Source organism: Caballeronia sp. HLA56 (genome assembly GCF_054655155.1).
Map to the genome: position 1 here is coordinate 267,173 of NZ_BAAHOB010000006.1, position 16,272 is coordinate 283,444.

Annotated in this window: 16 protein-coding genes and 1 pseudogene; 9 read left to right on the plus strand and 8 right to left on the minus strand. The window is 55.8% G+C overall.

Annotated features, from left to right (window positions below; translation table 11 throughout):
* Positions 1–101: 101 nt before the first annotated feature.
* The 3 genes from ACYQ47_RS35640 to ACYQ47_RS35650 form a co-directional block, all read right to left on the minus strand.
* The gene (locus ACYQ47_RS35640) at positions 102–1,721 is read right to left on the minus strand and encodes a carboxylesterase/lipase family protein (RefSeq protein ID WP_459909830.1); all 1,620 of its coding nucleotides are present in this window, start codon (positions 1,719–1,721) and stop codon (positions 102–104) included.
* A gap of 249 nt (positions 1,722–1,970) precedes the next feature.
* The gene (locus ACYQ47_RS35645; RefSeq protein WP_459909832.1) at positions 1,971–4,121 is read right to left on the minus strand and encodes a DUF6351 family protein; all 2,151 of its coding nucleotides are present in this window, start codon (positions 4,119–4,121) and stop codon (positions 1,971–1,973) included.
* 540 nt (positions 4,122–4,661) lie between these two features.
* A complete protein-coding gene (locus ACYQ47_RS35650) occupies positions 4,662–4,943 on the minus strand; it encodes a DUF4148 domain-containing protein (protein ID WP_459909834.1) in 282 nt (93 codons plus the stop codon).
* Between the two features lie 643 nt (positions 4,944–5,586).
* Between ACYQ47_RS35650 and ACYQ47_RS35655 the strand changes: the two genes are divergently transcribed.
* The 3 genes from ACYQ47_RS35655 to ACYQ47_RS35665 all read left to right on the plus strand — a co-directional run bounded on the left by ACYQ47_RS35655 (position 5,587) and on the right by ACYQ47_RS35665 (position 8,306).
* Positions 5,587–7,308, plus strand: a complete 1,722-nt coding sequence (locus tag ACYQ47_RS35655; protein WP_459909836.1) for a phage integrase family protein — start codon at positions 5,587–5,589, stop codon at positions 7,306–7,308.
* Positions 7,309–7,520: 212 nt separating this feature from the next.
* Positions 7,521–7,841: an H-NS histone family protein gene (locus tag ACYQ47_RS35660; RefSeq protein ID WP_459909838.1), complete on the plus strand. Its 321-nt coding sequence runs from the start codon at positions 7,521–7,523 to the stop codon at positions 7,839–7,841.
* A 48-nt stretch (positions 7,842–7,889) separates the two neighbouring features.
* Positions 7,890–8,306: an H-NS family nucleoid-associated regulatory protein gene (locus tag ACYQ47_RS35665; RefSeq protein WP_459909840.1), complete on the plus strand. Its 417-nt coding sequence runs from the start codon at positions 7,890–7,892 to the stop codon at positions 8,304–8,306.
* Positions 8,307–8,400: 94 nt separating this feature from the next.
* On the opposite strand, the gene ACYQ47_RS35670 is transcribed toward ACYQ47_RS35665, so the two are convergent.
* Positions 8,401–8,871: an RES family NAD+ phosphorylase gene (locus tag ACYQ47_RS35670; RefSeq protein WP_459909842.1), complete on the minus strand. Its 471-nt coding sequence runs from the start codon at positions 8,869–8,871 to the stop codon at positions 8,401–8,403.
* Positions 8,868–9,308 (minus strand): type II RES/Xre toxin-antitoxin system antitoxin, encoded by a 441-nt coding sequence (gene parS, locus ACYQ47_RS35675; RefSeq protein ID WP_459909844.1) that lies wholly within the window; start codon positions 9,306–9,308, stop codon positions 8,868–8,870. The genes ACYQ47_RS35670 and parS overlap by 4 nt, the downstream gene beginning before the upstream one ends.
* 121 nt (positions 9,309–9,429) lie before the next feature.
* Here parS and ACYQ47_RS35680 point away from each other — a divergent pair.
* Positions 9,430–9,666: pseudogene (locus ACYQ47_RS35680) on the plus strand (RES family NAD+ phosphorylase); the annotation flags it as partial.
* A gap of 262 nt (positions 9,667–9,928) precedes the next feature.
* Here ACYQ47_RS35680 and ACYQ47_RS35685 read toward each other — a convergent pair.
* From ACYQ47_RS35685 to ACYQ47_RS35695, 3 genes are all read right to left on the minus strand, one after another.
* Entirely contained in the window at positions 9,929–10,207 is a 279-nt protein-coding gene (locus tag ACYQ47_RS35685; RefSeq protein ID WP_459909846.1) for an HU family DNA-binding protein, read from the minus strand.
* A 252-nt stretch (positions 10,208–10,459) separates the two neighbouring features.
* The gene (locus ACYQ47_RS35690; RefSeq protein WP_459909848.1) at positions 10,460–10,813 is read right to left on the minus strand and encodes a hypothetical protein; all 354 of its coding nucleotides are present in this window, start codon (positions 10,811–10,813) and stop codon (positions 10,460–10,462) included.
* A gap of 146 nt (positions 10,814–10,959) precedes the next feature.
* Positions 10,960–11,247, minus strand: coding sequence for an Arc family DNA-binding protein (locus ACYQ47_RS35695; RefSeq protein WP_459909850.1), 288 nt, complete (start codon positions 11,245–11,247; stop codon positions 10,960–10,962).
* 385 nt (positions 11,248–11,632) lie between these two features.
* Between ACYQ47_RS35695 and ACYQ47_RS35700 the strand changes: the two genes are divergently transcribed.
* The 5 genes from ACYQ47_RS35700 to ACYQ47_RS35720 all read left to right on the plus strand — a co-directional run bounded on the left by ACYQ47_RS35700 (position 11,633) and on the right by ACYQ47_RS35720 (position 16,271).
* Positions 11,633–12,001: a TrbC/VirB2 family protein gene (locus ACYQ47_RS35700; protein WP_459909852.1), complete on the plus strand. Its 369-nt coding sequence runs from the start codon at positions 11,633–11,635 to the stop codon at positions 11,999–12,001.
* Complete coding sequence (locus tag ACYQ47_RS35705) at positions 11,998–12,300, plus strand: VirB3 family type IV secretion system protein (RefSeq protein ID WP_459909854.1); 303 nt, start codon at positions 11,998–12,000, stop codon at positions 12,298–12,300. The genes ACYQ47_RS35700 and ACYQ47_RS35705 overlap by 4 nt, the downstream gene beginning before the upstream one ends.
* Positions 12,287–14,959, plus strand: coding sequence for a VirB4 family type IV secretion/conjugal transfer ATPase (locus ACYQ47_RS35710; protein ID WP_459909856.1), 2,673 nt, complete (start codon positions 12,287–12,289; stop codon positions 14,957–14,959). The genes ACYQ47_RS35705 and ACYQ47_RS35710 overlap by 14 nt, the downstream gene beginning before the upstream one ends.
* Entirely contained in the window at positions 14,956–15,624 is a 669-nt protein-coding gene (locus ACYQ47_RS35715) for a TrbJ/VirB5 family protein (protein WP_459909858.1), read from the plus strand. Before ACYQ47_RS35710 ends, ACYQ47_RS35715 begins: the two co-directional genes overlap by 4 nt.
* A 245-nt stretch (positions 15,625–15,869) precedes the next feature.
* On the plus strand, positions 15,870–16,271 hold the full coding sequence (locus ACYQ47_RS35720; RefSeq protein ID WP_459909860.1) for a hypothetical protein: 402 nt from the start codon (positions 15,870–15,872) through the stop codon (positions 16,269–16,271).
* Position 16,272: the final 1 nt, after the last annotated feature.

Below are 16,272 nucleotides of genomic sequence, written 5' to 3' on the forward strand. Positions count from 1 at the left end.
CTCGTGAGTAGGCGCGCAGTGGGCTTGAAGTCGCGACATAAATGAGGTGATGACTTGCTCGTCCGCAAACGCCTTTTACTGATCTCGTACCGATAGTTGGATTAACTGCCACTCGCTGTCGAAAGTTGTTCGTTTTCCCAATTTGTGAAAATCCCACATTGGGTCGGCTGCAGCCCGGCCGCTGTTTGCGGACCAGCAGTCGCGGTGAATTCGAGAAACTGACCACTTCCCGCCGGCGGCCAGGTAGGCAACGATGATCCGTTCGGATTGCCTGTCTTGGCGAAATTCGTCCAGTACTCTTGCATTTGCGTCGATGTCTGGAAATCCAGAGCCGTCCAACTTTCAGCCGGCGTCACGGCACTCAGCGTGCCGAAAACGTACGGTACTTCGGCACCATGTGTCGCGCCGGCGGACGCCTGATTCGGCCAGGCGTGGTCGAACTGGTACTCGAACGTTGGATTTTTGGCGGCTGAATGCCAATCCGCTTCCATGATCGCCGCGCAGCGTTGCACGGTGTCCGTCCAGAACTGAGCGCCCGCATTGCCGTAGAGCGGGTCGGAAATGCCCGTACCGCCGTTCGAAAGGCCATACGCCGCTAGTGCCATCGGGCCATAAATAGGCCCATAGAAGGTCGAAACGTCCGCCACCAAATTCGCGGTGGTGTAACCGGGAAACAAGGATTCCGGCATGATCTCGCGCGCGTTGTTTCCGACCATCAGCGGGATCGCCATTTCTTTCCCCTCCGAAAAGACTCGCCCGGGAATATCAGGTAACACCCAGCCGTCCACTGCTGTTAGAAGGCCTGTGGTCGTTCCCGGCAAAGTCGCCGTACCGGATGTCCATTTGCCGGCTCCCGCGACGACCTGATTTGCCGGTATTGACCGCAAATACGCAAGCGTTGACGCGCTTGACCCTTGAGGCGCGGCGAGCGCTGTCGCAATGTTCTGTCCCATCGCCTCGGCCGTGGTCTTAGACATCGACCCGCCGTAGGATAAAACCTGCCCGCTCTCGCTAATAGCGCGGTGAAACAAGCCCGTCGAAAGAGGCGATGTCACGAGCAGCAGTACGTCAAAGCCCCCGGACGACTGACCAAACAAAGTGACGTTTGCCGGATCTCCACCGAATGCGCCGATATTCTGCTGTATCCAACGCAACGCCATCAATTGATCAAGCAGCGCGTAGTTACCAGATGAATGATTCGTCGATTCGGCGTCAAGCGCGGGGTGCGCGAGAAAGCCCATCACGCCAAGACGGTAGTTTGCCGTCACGACAACCACGCCTTGTTTTGCCAACGCCGAGCCGTCGAACTGAGGATTATTCGCCGACCCGCCCGTGTTCGATCCGCCATACAGCCAGAGCATCACCGGATGTTTTCCAGTGATCGGCCATTCGGGTGTCCAGACATTGAGGTACAGACAGTCTTCGCTGCCACTAACATTGATACCGTCGAATGTTTGGACGCACGCTGAGCCATACGCAGTCGCGACTTTTGTGCCCTGCCACGACTGCGCAGGCTGGGGCGGAGTCCATCTCAATGAGCCAACCGGCGGTTGCGCGAACGGGATGCCCTCAAACACCGCGCCCGGGGCGCCCGACGGTCTCGCCCCTTGTAACGCGCCGTTGGCGATCGATACAGCAGGCGGGCCGCTGTCGTCCGAACCTGATGAGCAGGCCGCTGCTGCAGCTGCAAAAAGAAGTGCTCCCGCAATCCGCGTGTTCATTGTCACCCGTCCTTGTTCAGCAGAAGTTCAGTTTGCCTTGCGACTTGTCACCGGAGTCTGAGTATCTCCGGAAGCTCTCATGCTGCCGACGTCTTCAAGTTTTATAGTCGGATGCCGCGACCCGGTGCGACGCAAAGCATCGCGCGCCTTTCGCAACGATTGCGAGAACCGCGCGCCGACAAAACGTTTAACATTGGATTCATGCGGGCGTTATTGCCAACGCGTCGCTCTGGAGAAGACGCCCGCTGCTTATGTCCCGAACGAGGTCCATGTTCCTGTTGGCGACTGCTGACTCACACCGGGCTTGGTCCAATCGCATACGCCGTCGGGAAACGTGGCGTGAAGCTGCGCGAGTTCCGTTGCTGTGAACGCCACTTGGTAATCCTTAATATCAATTAGCTTTAGTTGACACTTGAGTATGTACATAGCAACTGAGTCACCCGCAACCTGGCGCGGTGATGAATGCGGCGGGTACAGTTGATTGCACTGTGTATTGCCCGTATATACCTGTGGTTCAGCGATCTTCGTCGCGTCATTTGCGGCAAAGCATGCATCGACTAGATCGGCCGGCTTCGCGCGAACAAGCCGGACATGGACAGAGTCTCCAGAATTGTCAGCGCGAAGATTGGTCAGCCATTCATCCATTTGCGTCAGCGCATGTTGAACCACTGGACTGTCGTCGCTCATGTTTCCGTAGGTGTTGGCCTCTGTCAGCATGACCTGATTGTCGAAATTGCCGTTCGCCTTCTGCAACCGCGCCCGTACCGCGAAGCTTTGCGCTCGCTGATGGGTCTCCAGGCCGCCAGTAACGAGATCCACATAGGAGCGATAGTCGATAATTGGCGTTGTCGCCAGGCCTTGTGACATGCTGAGCACCCGACCGGTCTTATATGCGACATCCAGTGCCGTCGGGTCGGCGACCGCGCGCGACGCGCTGTAATTCCCGTTGTTGTCAAAGCCGCCGATGTTTGCGTTGAGATCTAGAAATTGTGTCTTGGTGATCGCGCCTGCATTAAGCGCGGCAAGGCCGTATTGAACCCCTACATTGTCGATCGTACGGCGCGCATAACCCGTGGCCGGATCCTTGCCGAACAAGTTCACATTGTGATCAAAAAAGTCGCAGCGCACGCCCTTTGGGTTGGTTGTCGCATTGAACGTCTCCGAACTCGACAGGCCGGGACAATTGGGATTGATGGGCTTGTGCATTGGCGCGATGGTGTTCGCAAAATCTTGTACGACGGTGCTACTCGGTAGACCGGATGTCGCGACAATCTGAGCTTCGCTCCATCCCACGGTAGAGCCTTGTAGGTAATGCCAGAGAAGGTCGGAATCTGTGTATGGGAAAGTAAGCGACGCAGTCGGTTCACTGAAGCTGCACCCCACGATGATGCCGTCGAGTAGTCCCGGGTAGTTGTCGGCCGTGGTGTGGGCTTCCTCTGCACCTGCCGAACATCCAAGCCCAATTGTCAAGTCCGGCGGTCCGTATGTCTTGATAAAACGCTCTCGAACCATCATGGTCGTTTCAGACGCTACGACATCGTTGCAGTTGTTGCCGAACACATTAAGCGTCGAACTGGCGATTGCATAGCCTTGGCGCAGTTCAAGATCTTCGAGAACGCCGTTACTGTTTCCGATACTCGTGCCCTGCGTGTACCAGCCGCCGACGCATCCGCCGCCATACGTATAAATAAGCCGTCCATTCCAGCTAGGCGGAGAATTGGTTGGCGACGGTGCCACATCGGTGCTTGGGTTGAAGAGTACCGCCGTCTGATAGATCGCTCGATTGATCGTGCCCGTTTCAACACGCACGATATAAGGCACGGCTTTGCCGCGCGTCGTCGTCGTTTGTACAAGGTCGGCCGGATAAGTCTTTGTTGAGGGAAGTGCTTTGAAACTACCATCCGTTGCGCGATAAACGTAATCGACTCTCGTCGCTACCGAGCAGTTGGCATCTAACGCCGCCCCGAGCGTCGCGCCGGGAACGCCCGGCACCGGGAATTTTTGCGTTTGGCAAACAAAAGGTTGTTCTTGTGTTCCGGAAAAGACGGGCCCGGTGATTGGATGGTTCACAAGCGTTAAGTCGGCGCTTGGGCTACTGCCAACGCGTGCGACCATAGTGTTCGCGCCCGTTTGCAGTCCTTCCACGAGGCCAACCAAGCGTCCGTTGCTCGCCGCGGCAAACGCGCTAGTCACGTCGTGCCCGTTGAGCGTCACGCTAAGCGCACCGCCTGTTGCAGTGACGCTGATCAGCGCATTACCGCCGCTAACCATGTCGGCGCGCGGCGTAGAAAGCACTTCGACACTGGGCGCGGGAGGATTGTCGTCTTTCCCACCGCATGAAACGATTGACGCGAGCAACATCGTAACGCCCACGACGAGTAATGCCGTGCGATAAGGCATGCTTTGTCTCCGTCCATTTTTATGATCATGCGCCGGTCGTGAATGCGATCAAGCAGGCGCTGGACGCCAGTGTATTGATTGCGGCGCTTCATTGCGCCATAGGAAAAGCGAGGTAGCCGATTGAATGTTGCTGCTTAACTATCGGACGCACCGTTTCGGTCGTAGGAGGTCCGGAGCTATCGGATATTCTTACGTTAGGTGATCAGCGACGTCATCAAACATCTTTCGAGAGAAGCGAGATAGGCGGGCACATTTATTCGATGGCAGTGTTAGCATTGCGTGCGTCAACCGGGAACCGGTTGAATTAGGCACCTCGAGTCTGCCTTTATTTATGGTCCGCATACGTGGTTTGCGCGTCGCCGATCTCGCCCATACCATCGCATTCTTTAATTCGAACAAATACGGAGCGATTCCTCAGTTCGGCCTTGATAGATTGCTATCCATGTCGATGGCATCGCTGGCAAGCGATTCATAGCTTCGTCAGACCGCGAGCGGTTATCCCTCTAACCCCGCTGCGGTCATGATGTCGATGGACTACGCTTACTTCTTGGTTCCCGAATCTTCATTGATCTCGGGTGCACCCCCAAGCGCAGTTGCGCCGTTCGGAATAGCTTTAGAGGCGACGGCCATTTGTACGTGGGCCTCCGCTGCTTGCAGATTAGCAGGATAAGCAGGGTCGCTCTCTGAGGGCACATATCCGACGTGCTCTAGCTGATTCAATTCCGCCACGACACGAGCATGGCTGAGGTCTTCGCTACTGGCTGCGACGGCGATAAGGGGGAAGCTCAGAAAAAAACAAATCAAAGGTTTCGCAAGGTTCATTGTGTGATTGCTCGGTGTTGTAAGTGTTAACCATTTTAGGGTTTTCCCTGCTCGGTGAGGTGAAGTTAAGCCTAAATCGATTGCGGTGCGCTCGTAATCTATAGCGGCTGTGGCCGTTTCGCCGTTTCGCCGTTTCGACAAGGCTGCTGCTCGTGCGATGTTCGCTCGCCGGGTCAAGACTCATGGCTGTCCGCGGACGGCATTACACGAGATCTTGGCGGATCGTAGGCCGCGAAACCATCTACTCGCCAAGCGTTCGCCAAAAGGCAGCATCTGGCGGTCACGGGTCTCTCGGCGTACTACTTCGTAGTTTCGCGTTCGTTCCTTGCGAATGGCAGCCGACATTTAAGTTTCATCGCTGCTTTTGTCGTCGCGCTTGTTGGCGGCGGTTGCGAGTTCGTACGGATGGACGGCCGAAAGCTGGCTCTTGGTCGCAGGGCTGCTTTCAATCGGCAGTGAAGGTGCGGAGAAGCGACCGACTCAAATGAGTATGGCCACCAGCGGGCAAAATCGATCAAGGCGATCTTCTGAGAGCGGAGTAAGCGTGACGTAACAGGAATTAATGCATCGAAGTCGTAAAATACGACTATCAAGATAACTGCTCTTATCCTAATAGCCGTATTTTTGAACTAAACTGGCGTTCATGAAATCGCGCCTGCCCTCGCCCGCGTCAGACCCATGTCCGTCCGATCGGGTCGATATGCCCAGCGCCGACGAACTGGCGGCACTGCGCGCGTGGTACGCGGGCCTCTCCTTGCGCGAAGCGGTCCGACGCTTCCTGCCGAACGAAACAGCGAAGTCAGCGCGCGGCGCGATCGGCCGCATTCGCCGCCAACTCGTCAGCCGGGCAGAACAGGTCAAGCGCGCCGACCTTGCCGACGTACTGCGTCACCCTGCGGTAGATCGTGAGCGTCACACTCACGCCGCAACGCAGGCGATTGAAGCCCTGCGTCACGCGCAAATACCGGTGCCGGATATCGGCGACCTCGTTGAGCTGTGGTTCTCACCGCGCACGGTACGCGCGCTGCACGCATACGGCATCGTCACGCTCGCTGATCTGACCGTACGCATTCCACGACGGCGTCTGTGGTGGATCGTCATTCCCGATCTGGGCGCGGCCAGCGCCCATGCCATCGAAACCTTCTTTGCGGCACACCCAGCCCTCACCGAGCGGGCGCGCGCGTTGATCCGCTCTGAACCGCGCGGCATCATCGTGCCCTGGGAGTCACTCAGGCTGCCGCATCAGGTCGACGGGTCGGCAGGCACGTTTCGGGCATCGGCCGCTACCTGTACGCTCGACGCCAGCAATGACTACGACGCGATTCATGCGTGGCTCTCCTTGCACGAGTCGCCAGCGACCCAACGCACCTATCGAAAAGAAGCCGAGCGTTTAATCTTGTGGGCCATTGTCGAGCGCGGCCGGGCGTTGTCGTCGCTGACAACCGAAGATGCGGTGGCGTACCGCGCGTTCCTGCGTCAGCCGACCCCGCACGCGCGGTGGGTGGGGCCGCTGCGCCCGCGTACCTCGCCCGACTGGCGCCCATTCGCTGGCACCCTGTCGACGCGCTCCATCGCCCACGCGCTCTCCATTCTCAATGCGCTGTTTCGCTGGTTGATTGAGCAACGCTATGTGTTGGCAAACCCGTTTTCGGGCGTCAAAGTGCGCGGCGCCGCGCGCGCGATGGCGATCGACGCCACACGCGCTTTCACTGAAAGCGAGTGGCAATTGATCCGGGTGATCGCCGACGGTCTGGAGTACTCATACGGCTGGTCGGTACCCGCGGCACAGCGGCTGAGGTTTCTACTGGATTTCGGCATCGCAACAGGACTACGGCTCGGCGAACTGGTGGGGACGACACTGCGGCAGGTCGAGACCGATGCCAGCGATCTGCACTGGCTGCGGGTCACTGGCAAAGGGGCGAAAGTCGGCAAGGTCGCCCTGCCACCTCTGGCCTGGAACGCGCTGACGGCCTATTTGCTCGCGCGGCACCTGCCCGTTTTCCAAGCACGGTGGAATCTCAACACCCCCTTGATCGGGCATCTGGACTCGGACACGGTTCGCGCAATTAGCGGCGTTCGCCTCTGGGTCGTATTGAAACGGTTTTTTAAGCAAGTCGCGCAGGTGCTCAATGCGGACCACCCGCCGCTTGCCGACAAACTGCGCGCTGCGACCCCACACTGGATGCGACATTCGCACGCCTCATTGGCGCTATCCAAGGGTGCGGAGCTCACGTCGGTTCGAGACAATCTCCGGCATGCGTCGGTGGCCACAACATCGATCTATTTGCACTCGGACGATGCGAAACGTGCACGTCAGATGACGGATGTCTTTAGCGCAAGTCGTCCATCGAATAATCGTGAATAGCGCGAATGCAAAAAGACGGTAGAGAATTTTAAATATTTAGCGGAAGCGCTTCGCCCCCTCGCGATGAAGCGATGGCTGTGCATTTCCTCGTCAATCACATCTCGTCTTTGTAATGAGGAACTCATGAAGCACGACGCCCGCTTAGGTCCCGCGACATGTCTTTTGTAGGTCTGCTATGGCATAGTGCGATGATGACCAACAAGGGGAAATAGATGGCTACGCTCAAAGCAATACAAAACCAGATCGCAAAGCTTCAAGCGCAAGCCGAGGCGGTCGCGAAGAAGGAGTCATCGGCCGTATTCGGAAAGATTCGTGACATGATGGAGAAGTACGGCCTAACGCTGGACGATATCACGGCATATTTTCGTAAGCCGGCCACGGGCCGAAAATCCGCCTCCGCAACCAAGGCGGCGACCTCGCGTGTGGCCAAATACACCCATCCGAAGACCGGTGCGACATGGACCGGGCATGGACGCGCGCCTGATTGGATCGCCAGTGCGAAGAATCGTGACAAGTTTCTAGTCAGCGGATAGAGCGAGCCGGCTGCAGTCGCTAAGAAGAACCCGAAAGCAGGCAATTACGTGCGTGGTCCGCAAGCGCCAAAGTATCGGGATCCGATGAGCGGGGAGACCTGGAGCGGACGGGGTCGTACGCCGGCCTGGTTAGCAACGGTTAAAGATCGAACACAATTTCTGATCGAGAAACCAGAGATCGCGTCGGCAAAGTCTAAGTCGACGCGCGCCAAGAGAGCAGCGAAGAAAGTTGTCGCAAAGAAGGTGGCGCCGAAAAAGACTGCAACCAAGACGGCGGCAGCGAAGAAAGCGTCGGGCACAGGTTCAGCGAAGAGGATCACGTCGGCGACCAAGAAGACCGCAGTAAAAAAAGTGGCCGTGAAACGCGTGCCGACGAAGCGTACTGCGGCGAAGAAGTCATCCGTTGTAAAAGCACCGGCACCTTCGGTCGAACCCACTGTATCGAGCGTCGAGAGCTCGACGTAAGTGGTGTTACGCCGCTAGGATCGTTGGTTACTCATCCGGCTCGAATTATGTCAGCTGACGAGCCGCGAGTACTCTTGCGTTCGCTTCAAGGGATTCAGATAGCACCACGCCGCAAGAGTCGTTGGTCGGTTTCCCACTCATCGTGAGTGCCAATCTCGATGCGCGCAAAATCCGGATGACTGGGGTTGATGAGGTAATTGGATTCTGCAGGAACCACCGCGCTGGGTACCGCCAGCACCGCGCTCGTACGCTTCTGTGCCCACAAAGCGCCAATCTGTTGCAGATCGCCCCTTGCATCGAGTTCACGCCAGTCCGTTGGCAACGTCGCAAGATCGACGCGTTCAATGAGATTCTCGGCGATTCGGGCCGGGATCATTACATAGCGGGCTCTAAGGGGCGAGTCCTGTACGAGCATCTCAAGCAATGCGAGCGATTGTGTCTGCGCGGTATAGACAAGGGCAACGCCTTTCGGATTCCAACGTCCACCGTATAGTCGCGCACCTTCCCCAGAAAAGGCACTATTCGCATAACGTTTGGTGACGACGCGCCACGCAGTCACCGTCACGCAAAGATACCGTGTTCGATACGGCCCAGCGTGTCCATCACGCTGTCAGCACCAATATCTGTGTCGATCAGGCTCAGTGGCGTGACATTGCCCAGCACGGGCGCAGGTGATTTGAGCCAACTGATCGCTGGATCAAGGCTTTCAAATACCTCTGCCGCGCGTGCTGCCACACGTGCCAGCCGTAGCAGTTTGGCTGATTCTTCGCGACTGAAAACGCCTTCACGCTTGCGACGCGCCAATGTACGCTCTGGAATATCGAGTGCCTGCGCCAATTCTGACTGCGAGATTCCGATGGATTTAAGGATGGAGTCAAGGGCTTGGGACGAGATGCCATGGCGCACGACATCCACCCAGTCAAGCCCCGAGCGAGGCGCGTGTGGCAGCACTGACCGCCCACCCAGTAACGAGTCCGCTGAAATGTTCTCGGTGACGCTCATAACACCTCCTGCCATTTGGCATCTATTTTATACCAAAATGGCAGGAAAGTGCTCGACGACGGGCTTCTCCTTTTCGTGAGACGCGGCTTTTTATCTCGTAGGCAAAGCGCTTGCATACCCGAAAACGCGTCAGTGGGCTGAGGCCATTCATGCAAACCATGATGACATCCAAGGGCTCTCCTGGATTTCGCGCCAGGACAACACGGCACGCGCTGTGGTGCTGTTCGGTGATCGGGTTTCCCAAGGGACGTTGAAGCAGGTCGGCAGCTCACGAAATCTACTGAGAGACGAGCAGGCTTACGCGGAACTGTTGGACCTTGCAGACCGCATTGGCGTTGACGTAACGTCAGGGAAATAGCGGGTCAGCGTCGCAGCAACAGGATCTCTCTATGACTTCTCCTGCTAAACGCAACCTCATGAGGCGAAAACCGCCGCGCAGCACGATCGCGCGCTATGGCGATCGCATTGTCGAGGTCCTAGGTGAAGCACGAGGCCGACGCGTGATGATCAGATCGATTCATCCGGATGGCTCGGAACGCCTGAGCGCTGTCAAACTCACCAATATGCAGCCGCTCGGCGGCCAGCTCTTCTGAGTGGCTCGTTAACAACCGCGCGCAATATTACGATCCGTTGACCGCATCCTTAAACGCCTTGCCGGCCGTGAATTTGACGGTCTTTGTCGCAGCAATTTCCATCGATTCGCCTGTTGCGGGATTGCGCCCCGTTCGTGCAGCGCGCTCTCCGCGGCCAAACGTGCCGAACCCCACAAGCTGAACGGCGTTTCCTGCTGCTACCTCCCTCGAGATCGTCTCCAACACAGCTCCGATTGCCTCTTCAGCGGCGCTTTTGCTAATCCCGACTTCGGATGCGACTGCATCGACCAAATCTTGTTTGTTCATCCCTTCCCCCATTTCTAACGGGAACGAGCTATCGGCGGACTGCAGCAAAGAAGCTAAATTTACGTTTACTCGGTATCGGTCGCTTCCAGATCAAATTAATTTGAAGTCGTATCGCACTCCCCAATCAAGTCCGACAGCTCGCCATTCCGAACTTTTGCGCGCGTTTCGGGCGAGAGCCAAATGTCTTCCATCCCATCAATCCCCTCCTCGATCATTCGCTGCAAAAAAAGCGACTGTTGCAGAACCGGAGCCTCATCTCGTGAAGTGCATCGCCTGGCTGCCCTGGGGCGACTTCTGTTCGATAAACGCAGCAATTCTTCTTGAGAAGAACGCCGTCCGCAGCAGACTCAAGCAGCCAATCGTGCCAATGAAGGTCGGGCGCATACACACGCCTCTTTGCATCAGACCCGTTGCATTGCCTCCGAGATCGCGGCTGATCAGAGCAGGCAACCGCCAATCGTCTTTGGTTGACAGTCCCGTTTCCTTCCACACTTCTAATGGCACAGTCAAGCCATTGCGCGTGCTGGCAATCGTGGGATAAAACTCTGACGTCGTCCTTTCCGAATGACCGTCATAGCGCACCTCTGGCTGATCTGCGATGGACATCAACACCAGTTTCGAATACTTCGCGAAGTGTCATCGAAGAGCCAAAGGCGGGAACGGCCCGATGAATGAGAACGACACAAACTCTTACAAAGAATGTGACACTACATTACGAACAAATTCAAGGTTTTGTCTGATCATAGGCACTATTAAGGTGCGTCATCGATGCCAACTTTCTTATGCGCCATGTCGAGCATCCGCTGCGCAAACATCGTGATCTCAGCTGGCGTCATGAGCTCTGCCAAAGAAATCCGAGAAATGGTGAGATGCAGCGTTGTTAGATCCGCGTTGCCGTCTACAGCCAAGTGCGGAAAAGTTGATTCAAGACGCGCTATAAGCTCGGCATTCAACGGGCGGCGGTTTCTCTCCGCAGCTGCCTTCAGCTCCTCGTAGAGTGGCCAAGGCAGGCGGTATTGAGAGCGGTGGGTATCTTCCATAGTTAAATTTGACACTACACAGGCACTGTCGTATAGTGACTCATAGTCACTATATAGTGACAAAACAAAGAGAGAGGCGAGGATGGGCGAATCTGTTCGATCACAGTATCGAATTCCCAAGGAGCTGAACGAGTGGCTCAGTGCGCGCGCCAAGGCCGAAGAGCGATCTCGAAATGCTCAACTGGTCGTTGAGCTCAAGATCCGTATGCGAGAAACAACTCACTCCCAGCCGGACGCTATCACCGAATTCGATCAAACAAGACGCGACTAACCAAGTTTTTCCAAACGAGATAGGGCCGAGTTATACGTTAGTACTGCATATAAGTTATTGAATATTTTCAAAAATCAATGAACCTCGAAGGTTCAGCTCATGAGAGGGCCGAAAATGCAAGTTCAGAACTCAACCCAATCCGTTCGAACCCAGAAAGCCGATCGACTGGACACGGTGCTCAACTTGACGGCTAACGCTTGTGTGTTCGCCCTCCTCCTTCTTCCGCAGTTCGCGCACGCTCAGGACGCATCAGGAACATTTGGTGGAATCACTGCCTTTTTAAGGTCGGTCACTCAACTCCTGATCTATGAGTGGGGCTACTACATCGGAATCATCACCTTGGCAATCCAAGGATACCGCTGGAAAACCGGCCGCATAGATCTCATGACGCTCGGCGGTTGGGGCCTCGGCATTGGCCTCGTCTTCTTTGCTCCGAACATCGTATCTGATCTCAAGGCACGCTCGGCCGGAACGATCGTATGAATTTGAGTGAGGAATCTCACGACGATGAAGGGGAAACGCTTGTCGCTGCGATGACTCGGCCCACGATGGTCGGTGGGTTGACGCTCGCAAGTCTCGCGATGAGCTTCTACATTCCGGGCATGACCGCGATGGTCTCGCGGTCAGCATTGCCCGCAATGGCCATCCCCTTCCTGCTGCTCGCCAGTTACTTAATCTGTCTCAAAGACGTTTACTTGTTCGACATCTTGGCGGCCGCAATGCATTTAAAGGCGTGCCCGAACAAGCGCTTTTGGAGATGCCGACGCTATGCGCCTCGTTGATGTTTTAAAAGAGAAGTTCGACATGTCGCTGTCGATGCCGCTGCCTGACGGGGCTGCCCTCGACGACAAGGAAATGGCGGCAAGCGACATGATCCCTTATACCGTGCATTACGACGACGAAACCATCATCACGAAAGATGATGGTCTAGTGCAGGTTATTGAGCTTGATGGACTGTATTTCGACTCGCTTAGTGCGACGCAAATCAAACAGTTCGAACGGCGGCGGAATACCGTGCTGCGTTCGATCGCGAACAGCGACCGCGGCGTCTACGTTCACCTGATTCGTCGCAAGGTGAACCAATACCCAGAAGGTGATGGCGGCACATGGTTTGCACGGCGCTTCAACGCAGCTTGGCGGGAGCGGTATGAGAAGCGCTCGTTCTACGTGAACAAGATCTACATCAGCATCGTTCGGAATCGCTTTCGACAAGGGGCACCGGGGCTGCTGGACCGCATTTTCTCGCTCGCCACGGGTGCTAAGATTTCGTTCGAAGACCAGGAGTCGTTCGAAGAGCAGGCAAAGGACCTGAACGAAGCCACGAATCTGACTGTGCAGACTCTATCCGGCTATGGCGCTCGAAAACTTTGCGTCCAGCGTCGGCCAGAATTCGCTCATCACAAGGTTAGTGCAGCGCATGCTCAACTCGCGATCCAGCGATTCAATCTAAGCTGGAAAGACTTCCAGGCTCAGTACAACGTGCGTCCGGCGTATGACCGCGAGAACGTAGAAGACTTTCTCGGCGAAGATTATTCCGAGATTGCTGGGTTCTTCCACTATCTCATCAATTTGGAAGACGAGCGAGTCCCCATCACGGAAATGCAACTCGACCGTACGCTTGCTGTGTCGTGGCTTGATTTCAAGGTAGTCGGCAACATGATGGCCGTGCAGAACCTGAGCGCGACCCGCGCCGGCGCCATGCTAAGCATGGCCGAATGGCCGGCGCGCACGCCATCAAACATGCTTAACGAGTTCTTGAAGCAACCTGTCGAGTACATCGTCACGCAGTCGTTTTTCTTCAGCGATCGTATTACTGCCGAGCACGATATGAAGCAGGAGCGGCGACGCCTTGTGGTCAACGATCGTGACGGTGGTGCAGAAGAAGACAAAAAAGAAATCACTGATGGTTTGCGAGATTTAACGAGCGGTCGAGCCGTTAACGGTCTCCATCATTTGACGATCCTCGCCCATGTGCCTGCCGCAACGTCACACGCCGACCCTGTTGAGAATAAAAAGCAAACGATTGCGGACCTTGATAGCGCGATCGCGTTGCTGAAGAAATCGTTCGTGAACCTTGGCGTCAAGGCGGTGCGTGAATGGTTTGCTGTCGAAACTTTTTTCTGGTCGCAGCTTCCCGGCCAGGCGCAGCACTTCATCGGCCGGCGAGGAAAGATCAAGTCCGGCAACTTCGCGGGATTTGCTTCGCTGCATAACTACGCGATTGGAAAAATAGACGGCAACTTGTGGGGACCGGCGATCATGCCTTTCGAGACGGAGAGCGGAACCGCCTACTACTTTAATTTTCACCGCGAAATGGAGGGGATGGTTGCGGGGCATATGGCACTGACCGCAGACACCGGAGCGGGAAAGACCACTCTACTGTCGGCTTTAATCACCATGGCAGACAAAGCTCGACCGCGCGTGTTTTGGTTCGATAACCGCGAGGGTGCGAAGGTGTTCATGCGCGCGATGGGTGCACCTCACACCACACTGTCCGTGCAGGGAAACACCGGCTGGAATCCCTTCAAGTTGTCCGACTCGTCCGAAAACCGCCTCTATCTCGTCGAATTGATGACGCTAATGCGCACGTGCTATGGCGGCAAGCTCGTTCCCGACGACATTGAGCGATTCAAACGAGCTGTCACCGAGAACTACGATGTCTTGCCTTTCCAAGACCGCCGTTTGCGCAACGTCGCATGGTGCTTCGGTCAGGGCGAACTAGCGAAAGACATGCGAATCTGGCACGGAGCGAATGGCTCAGCGGGTGCCAACTGGGGGGTGTTCGACAACGAGCACGACAGCATCAACCTCATGAAGAGCCGGCACTACTGCTTCGAGATGCGACAACTTATTAAAGACGGAGTCGCTCGGCCCGAACTGCCCGTCGTTTTGAGCTATCCGTTCCACCGCATCGAGCAGTCCATGAACGGCGAGCCGTTCATCCTCGTGCTGGAAGAAGGTCAGAACCTTGTCAAGCACGCCTACTGGCGCGAGAAGATTGACAGCTACATCATGCAGATTCGCCGTAAGAACGGTCTGCTGATCTTCGTCACGCCCGACGCGAAATATCTCTACTGCGAAACCGACTCGATCCAGAAGCAAACAGCGACAAAGATCTTCCTTCCGAATGGCGAGGCGAGCAAGACAGATTTGGTAGACCGCCTCGGTCTTACGGTCGCCGAGTTCGACTTTGTTCACGACACTCCGCCCGAGAGCTTCAAGTTTTTGATACGGCGCGGCAACGAGTCAATTCGGGTGAAGTTCGATCTATCTGATATGCGTGAGTTTATCCCTGTCCTGTCCTCGAACGACAAGGGAGTTGCGCTGATGGAGCGAATCATCAGTGAGCTTGAGACCGATGACCCGGAACAGTGGGTACCGGTCTTTATGCAGCGCGCGCTCGCAGAGAACACCCATAACCTAAAACGGCAAGGAGCGTGACCGTGCGAAATACTCTGCTAGCCATTGTCCTTGGCACGTCACTCAGCGTTTCGGTGCCAATTTATGCCACCGGCATCCCCACGTTCGATGCCGCAACCTTTCTGCAACTCCAGCAGCAACTGTCCCAATTGCAGGAACAGTACAGAACGCTAAAAGATCAGTATGCAGCAGTCACCGGAAGCTATGGTCGCGGCTCCATTGGATTGAACCAGTCAATCAACGCGGCCTCGGTGGTACCCGGATCGTGGCAAGAGGTCGTTTCGCAGCAGCAGAGCGGCACCTTCGGCGCGAGACAGAGTTTTTACGAGAAGCTCATCAACACCATGCCGCAGGACGTATTCGCGAATCCAAATGCGCAAAATGCGACCACATACAAAATGAGCACCGATTCGGTACGCGCTGCTTTGGCGGGTGGGGACTCGCTGTATTCCGAGGTTCAGACGCACCTCAATAACCTATCTGTGCTGAGTCAGCAGGTCGATACAACGACCAACGTCAAAGATGCTCAAGACTTACAAAACCGCATTTCCAGCGAAAACGGCATGATGTCGAGCGCCATGGCAAAGCTCAACGCAATGAACATGAATTTACAAGCGAATCTGGTGAATCAGCAGAATCAAGCAACAGCCGCGACACAGAAATATTTTCGTCGAACTGGCCAATAAACATCTGCGTTTGCGAGAAAACATAGTCCCTGAGAGAACTGTCATGAAATTCGTCGCGTTCCTTCCAGTCTTCATCCTTTTCTGGCCTATCACGAAAGTTGCGAAGAAGGCTTGGTGCTTGTTCGCCACGCTACTTCTTATTGCTTTCATTGGCGGATGCGCAAACTCGTCAGGCAAGCTCGACAAATCGCCATGCGCCTGCAAATTCGAATCGATCAACACGCGTAGCTAGGGAAGGAGCCGCAATGCGCAAACTTTATTGGATGCTGGTTTCAGGTGCCGTTGTCGTCATCGCGATCGGCGGTGCCGTTTATTATTTTTTTTCAAAGCCGCCGGTCGATCAAGGTGCCAATCAGCCCACTGCGGCCCAGTCGCCCTCGGCGGATAGTCGCGTGCTCGTAGTTCCAGCGGGCAACCCGTTGTTAACCGCCGATTCAAAACAGTTGAATAGGTGGGTTCCCTCTTACCCGATTCGATGCGGTGACATCGTCTTTGGAAAGGGCAATTCAAAAGTTCCGAACTTTTCTTTTTGCGTCGCAGAGATACAAAAGCGTGTCACCACGGTGACAGGTTATCAATTGAGTCGTGACGAAGTGGTGGACGCTCGCGTCGCGGTGCATTGGCGCGAAGTGACGGGAGCCAAATAGC

Excerpts from the sequence above, each read along its gene's own strand:
- ACYQ47_RS35640 (WP_459909830.1), bottom strand. The coding sequence starts at position 1,721 with ATGAACACGCGGATTGCGGGAGCACTTCTTTTTGCAGCTGCAGCAGCG.
- ACYQ47_RS35645 (WP_459909832.1), bottom strand. The coding sequence starts at position 4,121 with ATGCCTTATCGCACGGCATTACTCGTCGTGGGCGTTACGATGTTGCTC.
- ACYQ47_RS35650 (WP_459909834.1), bottom strand. The coding sequence starts at position 4,943 with ATGAACCTTGCGAAACCTTTGATTTGTTTTTTTCTGAGCTTCCCCCTT.
- ACYQ47_RS35655 (WP_459909836.1), top strand. The coding sequence starts at position 5,587 with ATGAAATCGCGCCTGCCCTCGCCCGCGTCAGACCCATGTCCGTCCGAT.
- ACYQ47_RS35660 (WP_459909838.1), top strand. The coding sequence starts at position 7,521 with ATGGCTACGCTCAAAGCAATACAAAACCAGATCGCAAAGCTTCAAGCG.
- parS (WP_459909844.1), bottom strand. The coding sequence starts at position 9,308 with ATGAGCGTCACCGAGAACATTTCAGCGGACTCGTTACTGGGTGGGCGG.
- ACYQ47_RS35685 (WP_459909846.1), bottom strand. The coding sequence starts at position 10,207 with ATGAACAAACAAGATTTGGTCGATGCAGTCGCATCCGAAGTCGGGATT.
- ACYQ47_RS35690 (WP_459909848.1), bottom strand. The coding sequence starts at position 10,813 with ATGTCCATCGCAGATCAGCCAGAGGTGCGCTATGACGGTCATTCGGAA.
- ACYQ47_RS35695 (WP_459909850.1), bottom strand. The coding sequence starts at position 11,247 with ATGGAAGATACCCACCGCTCTCAATACCGCCTGCCTTGGCCACTCTAC.
- ACYQ47_RS35700 (WP_459909852.1), top strand. The coding sequence starts at position 11,633 with ATGCAAGTTCAGAACTCAACCCAATCCGTTCGAACCCAGAAAGCCGAT.
- ACYQ47_RS35705 (WP_459909854.1), top strand. The coding sequence starts at position 11,998 with ATGAATTTGAGTGAGGAATCTCACGACGATGAAGGGGAAACGCTTGTC.
- ACYQ47_RS35710 (WP_459909856.1), top strand. The coding sequence starts at position 12,287 with ATGCGCCTCGTTGATGTTTTAAAAGAGAAGTTCGACATGTCGCTGTCG.
- ACYQ47_RS35720 (WP_459909860.1), top strand. The coding sequence starts at position 15,870 with ATGCGCAAACTTTATTGGATGCTGGTTTCAGGTGCCGTTGTCGTCATC.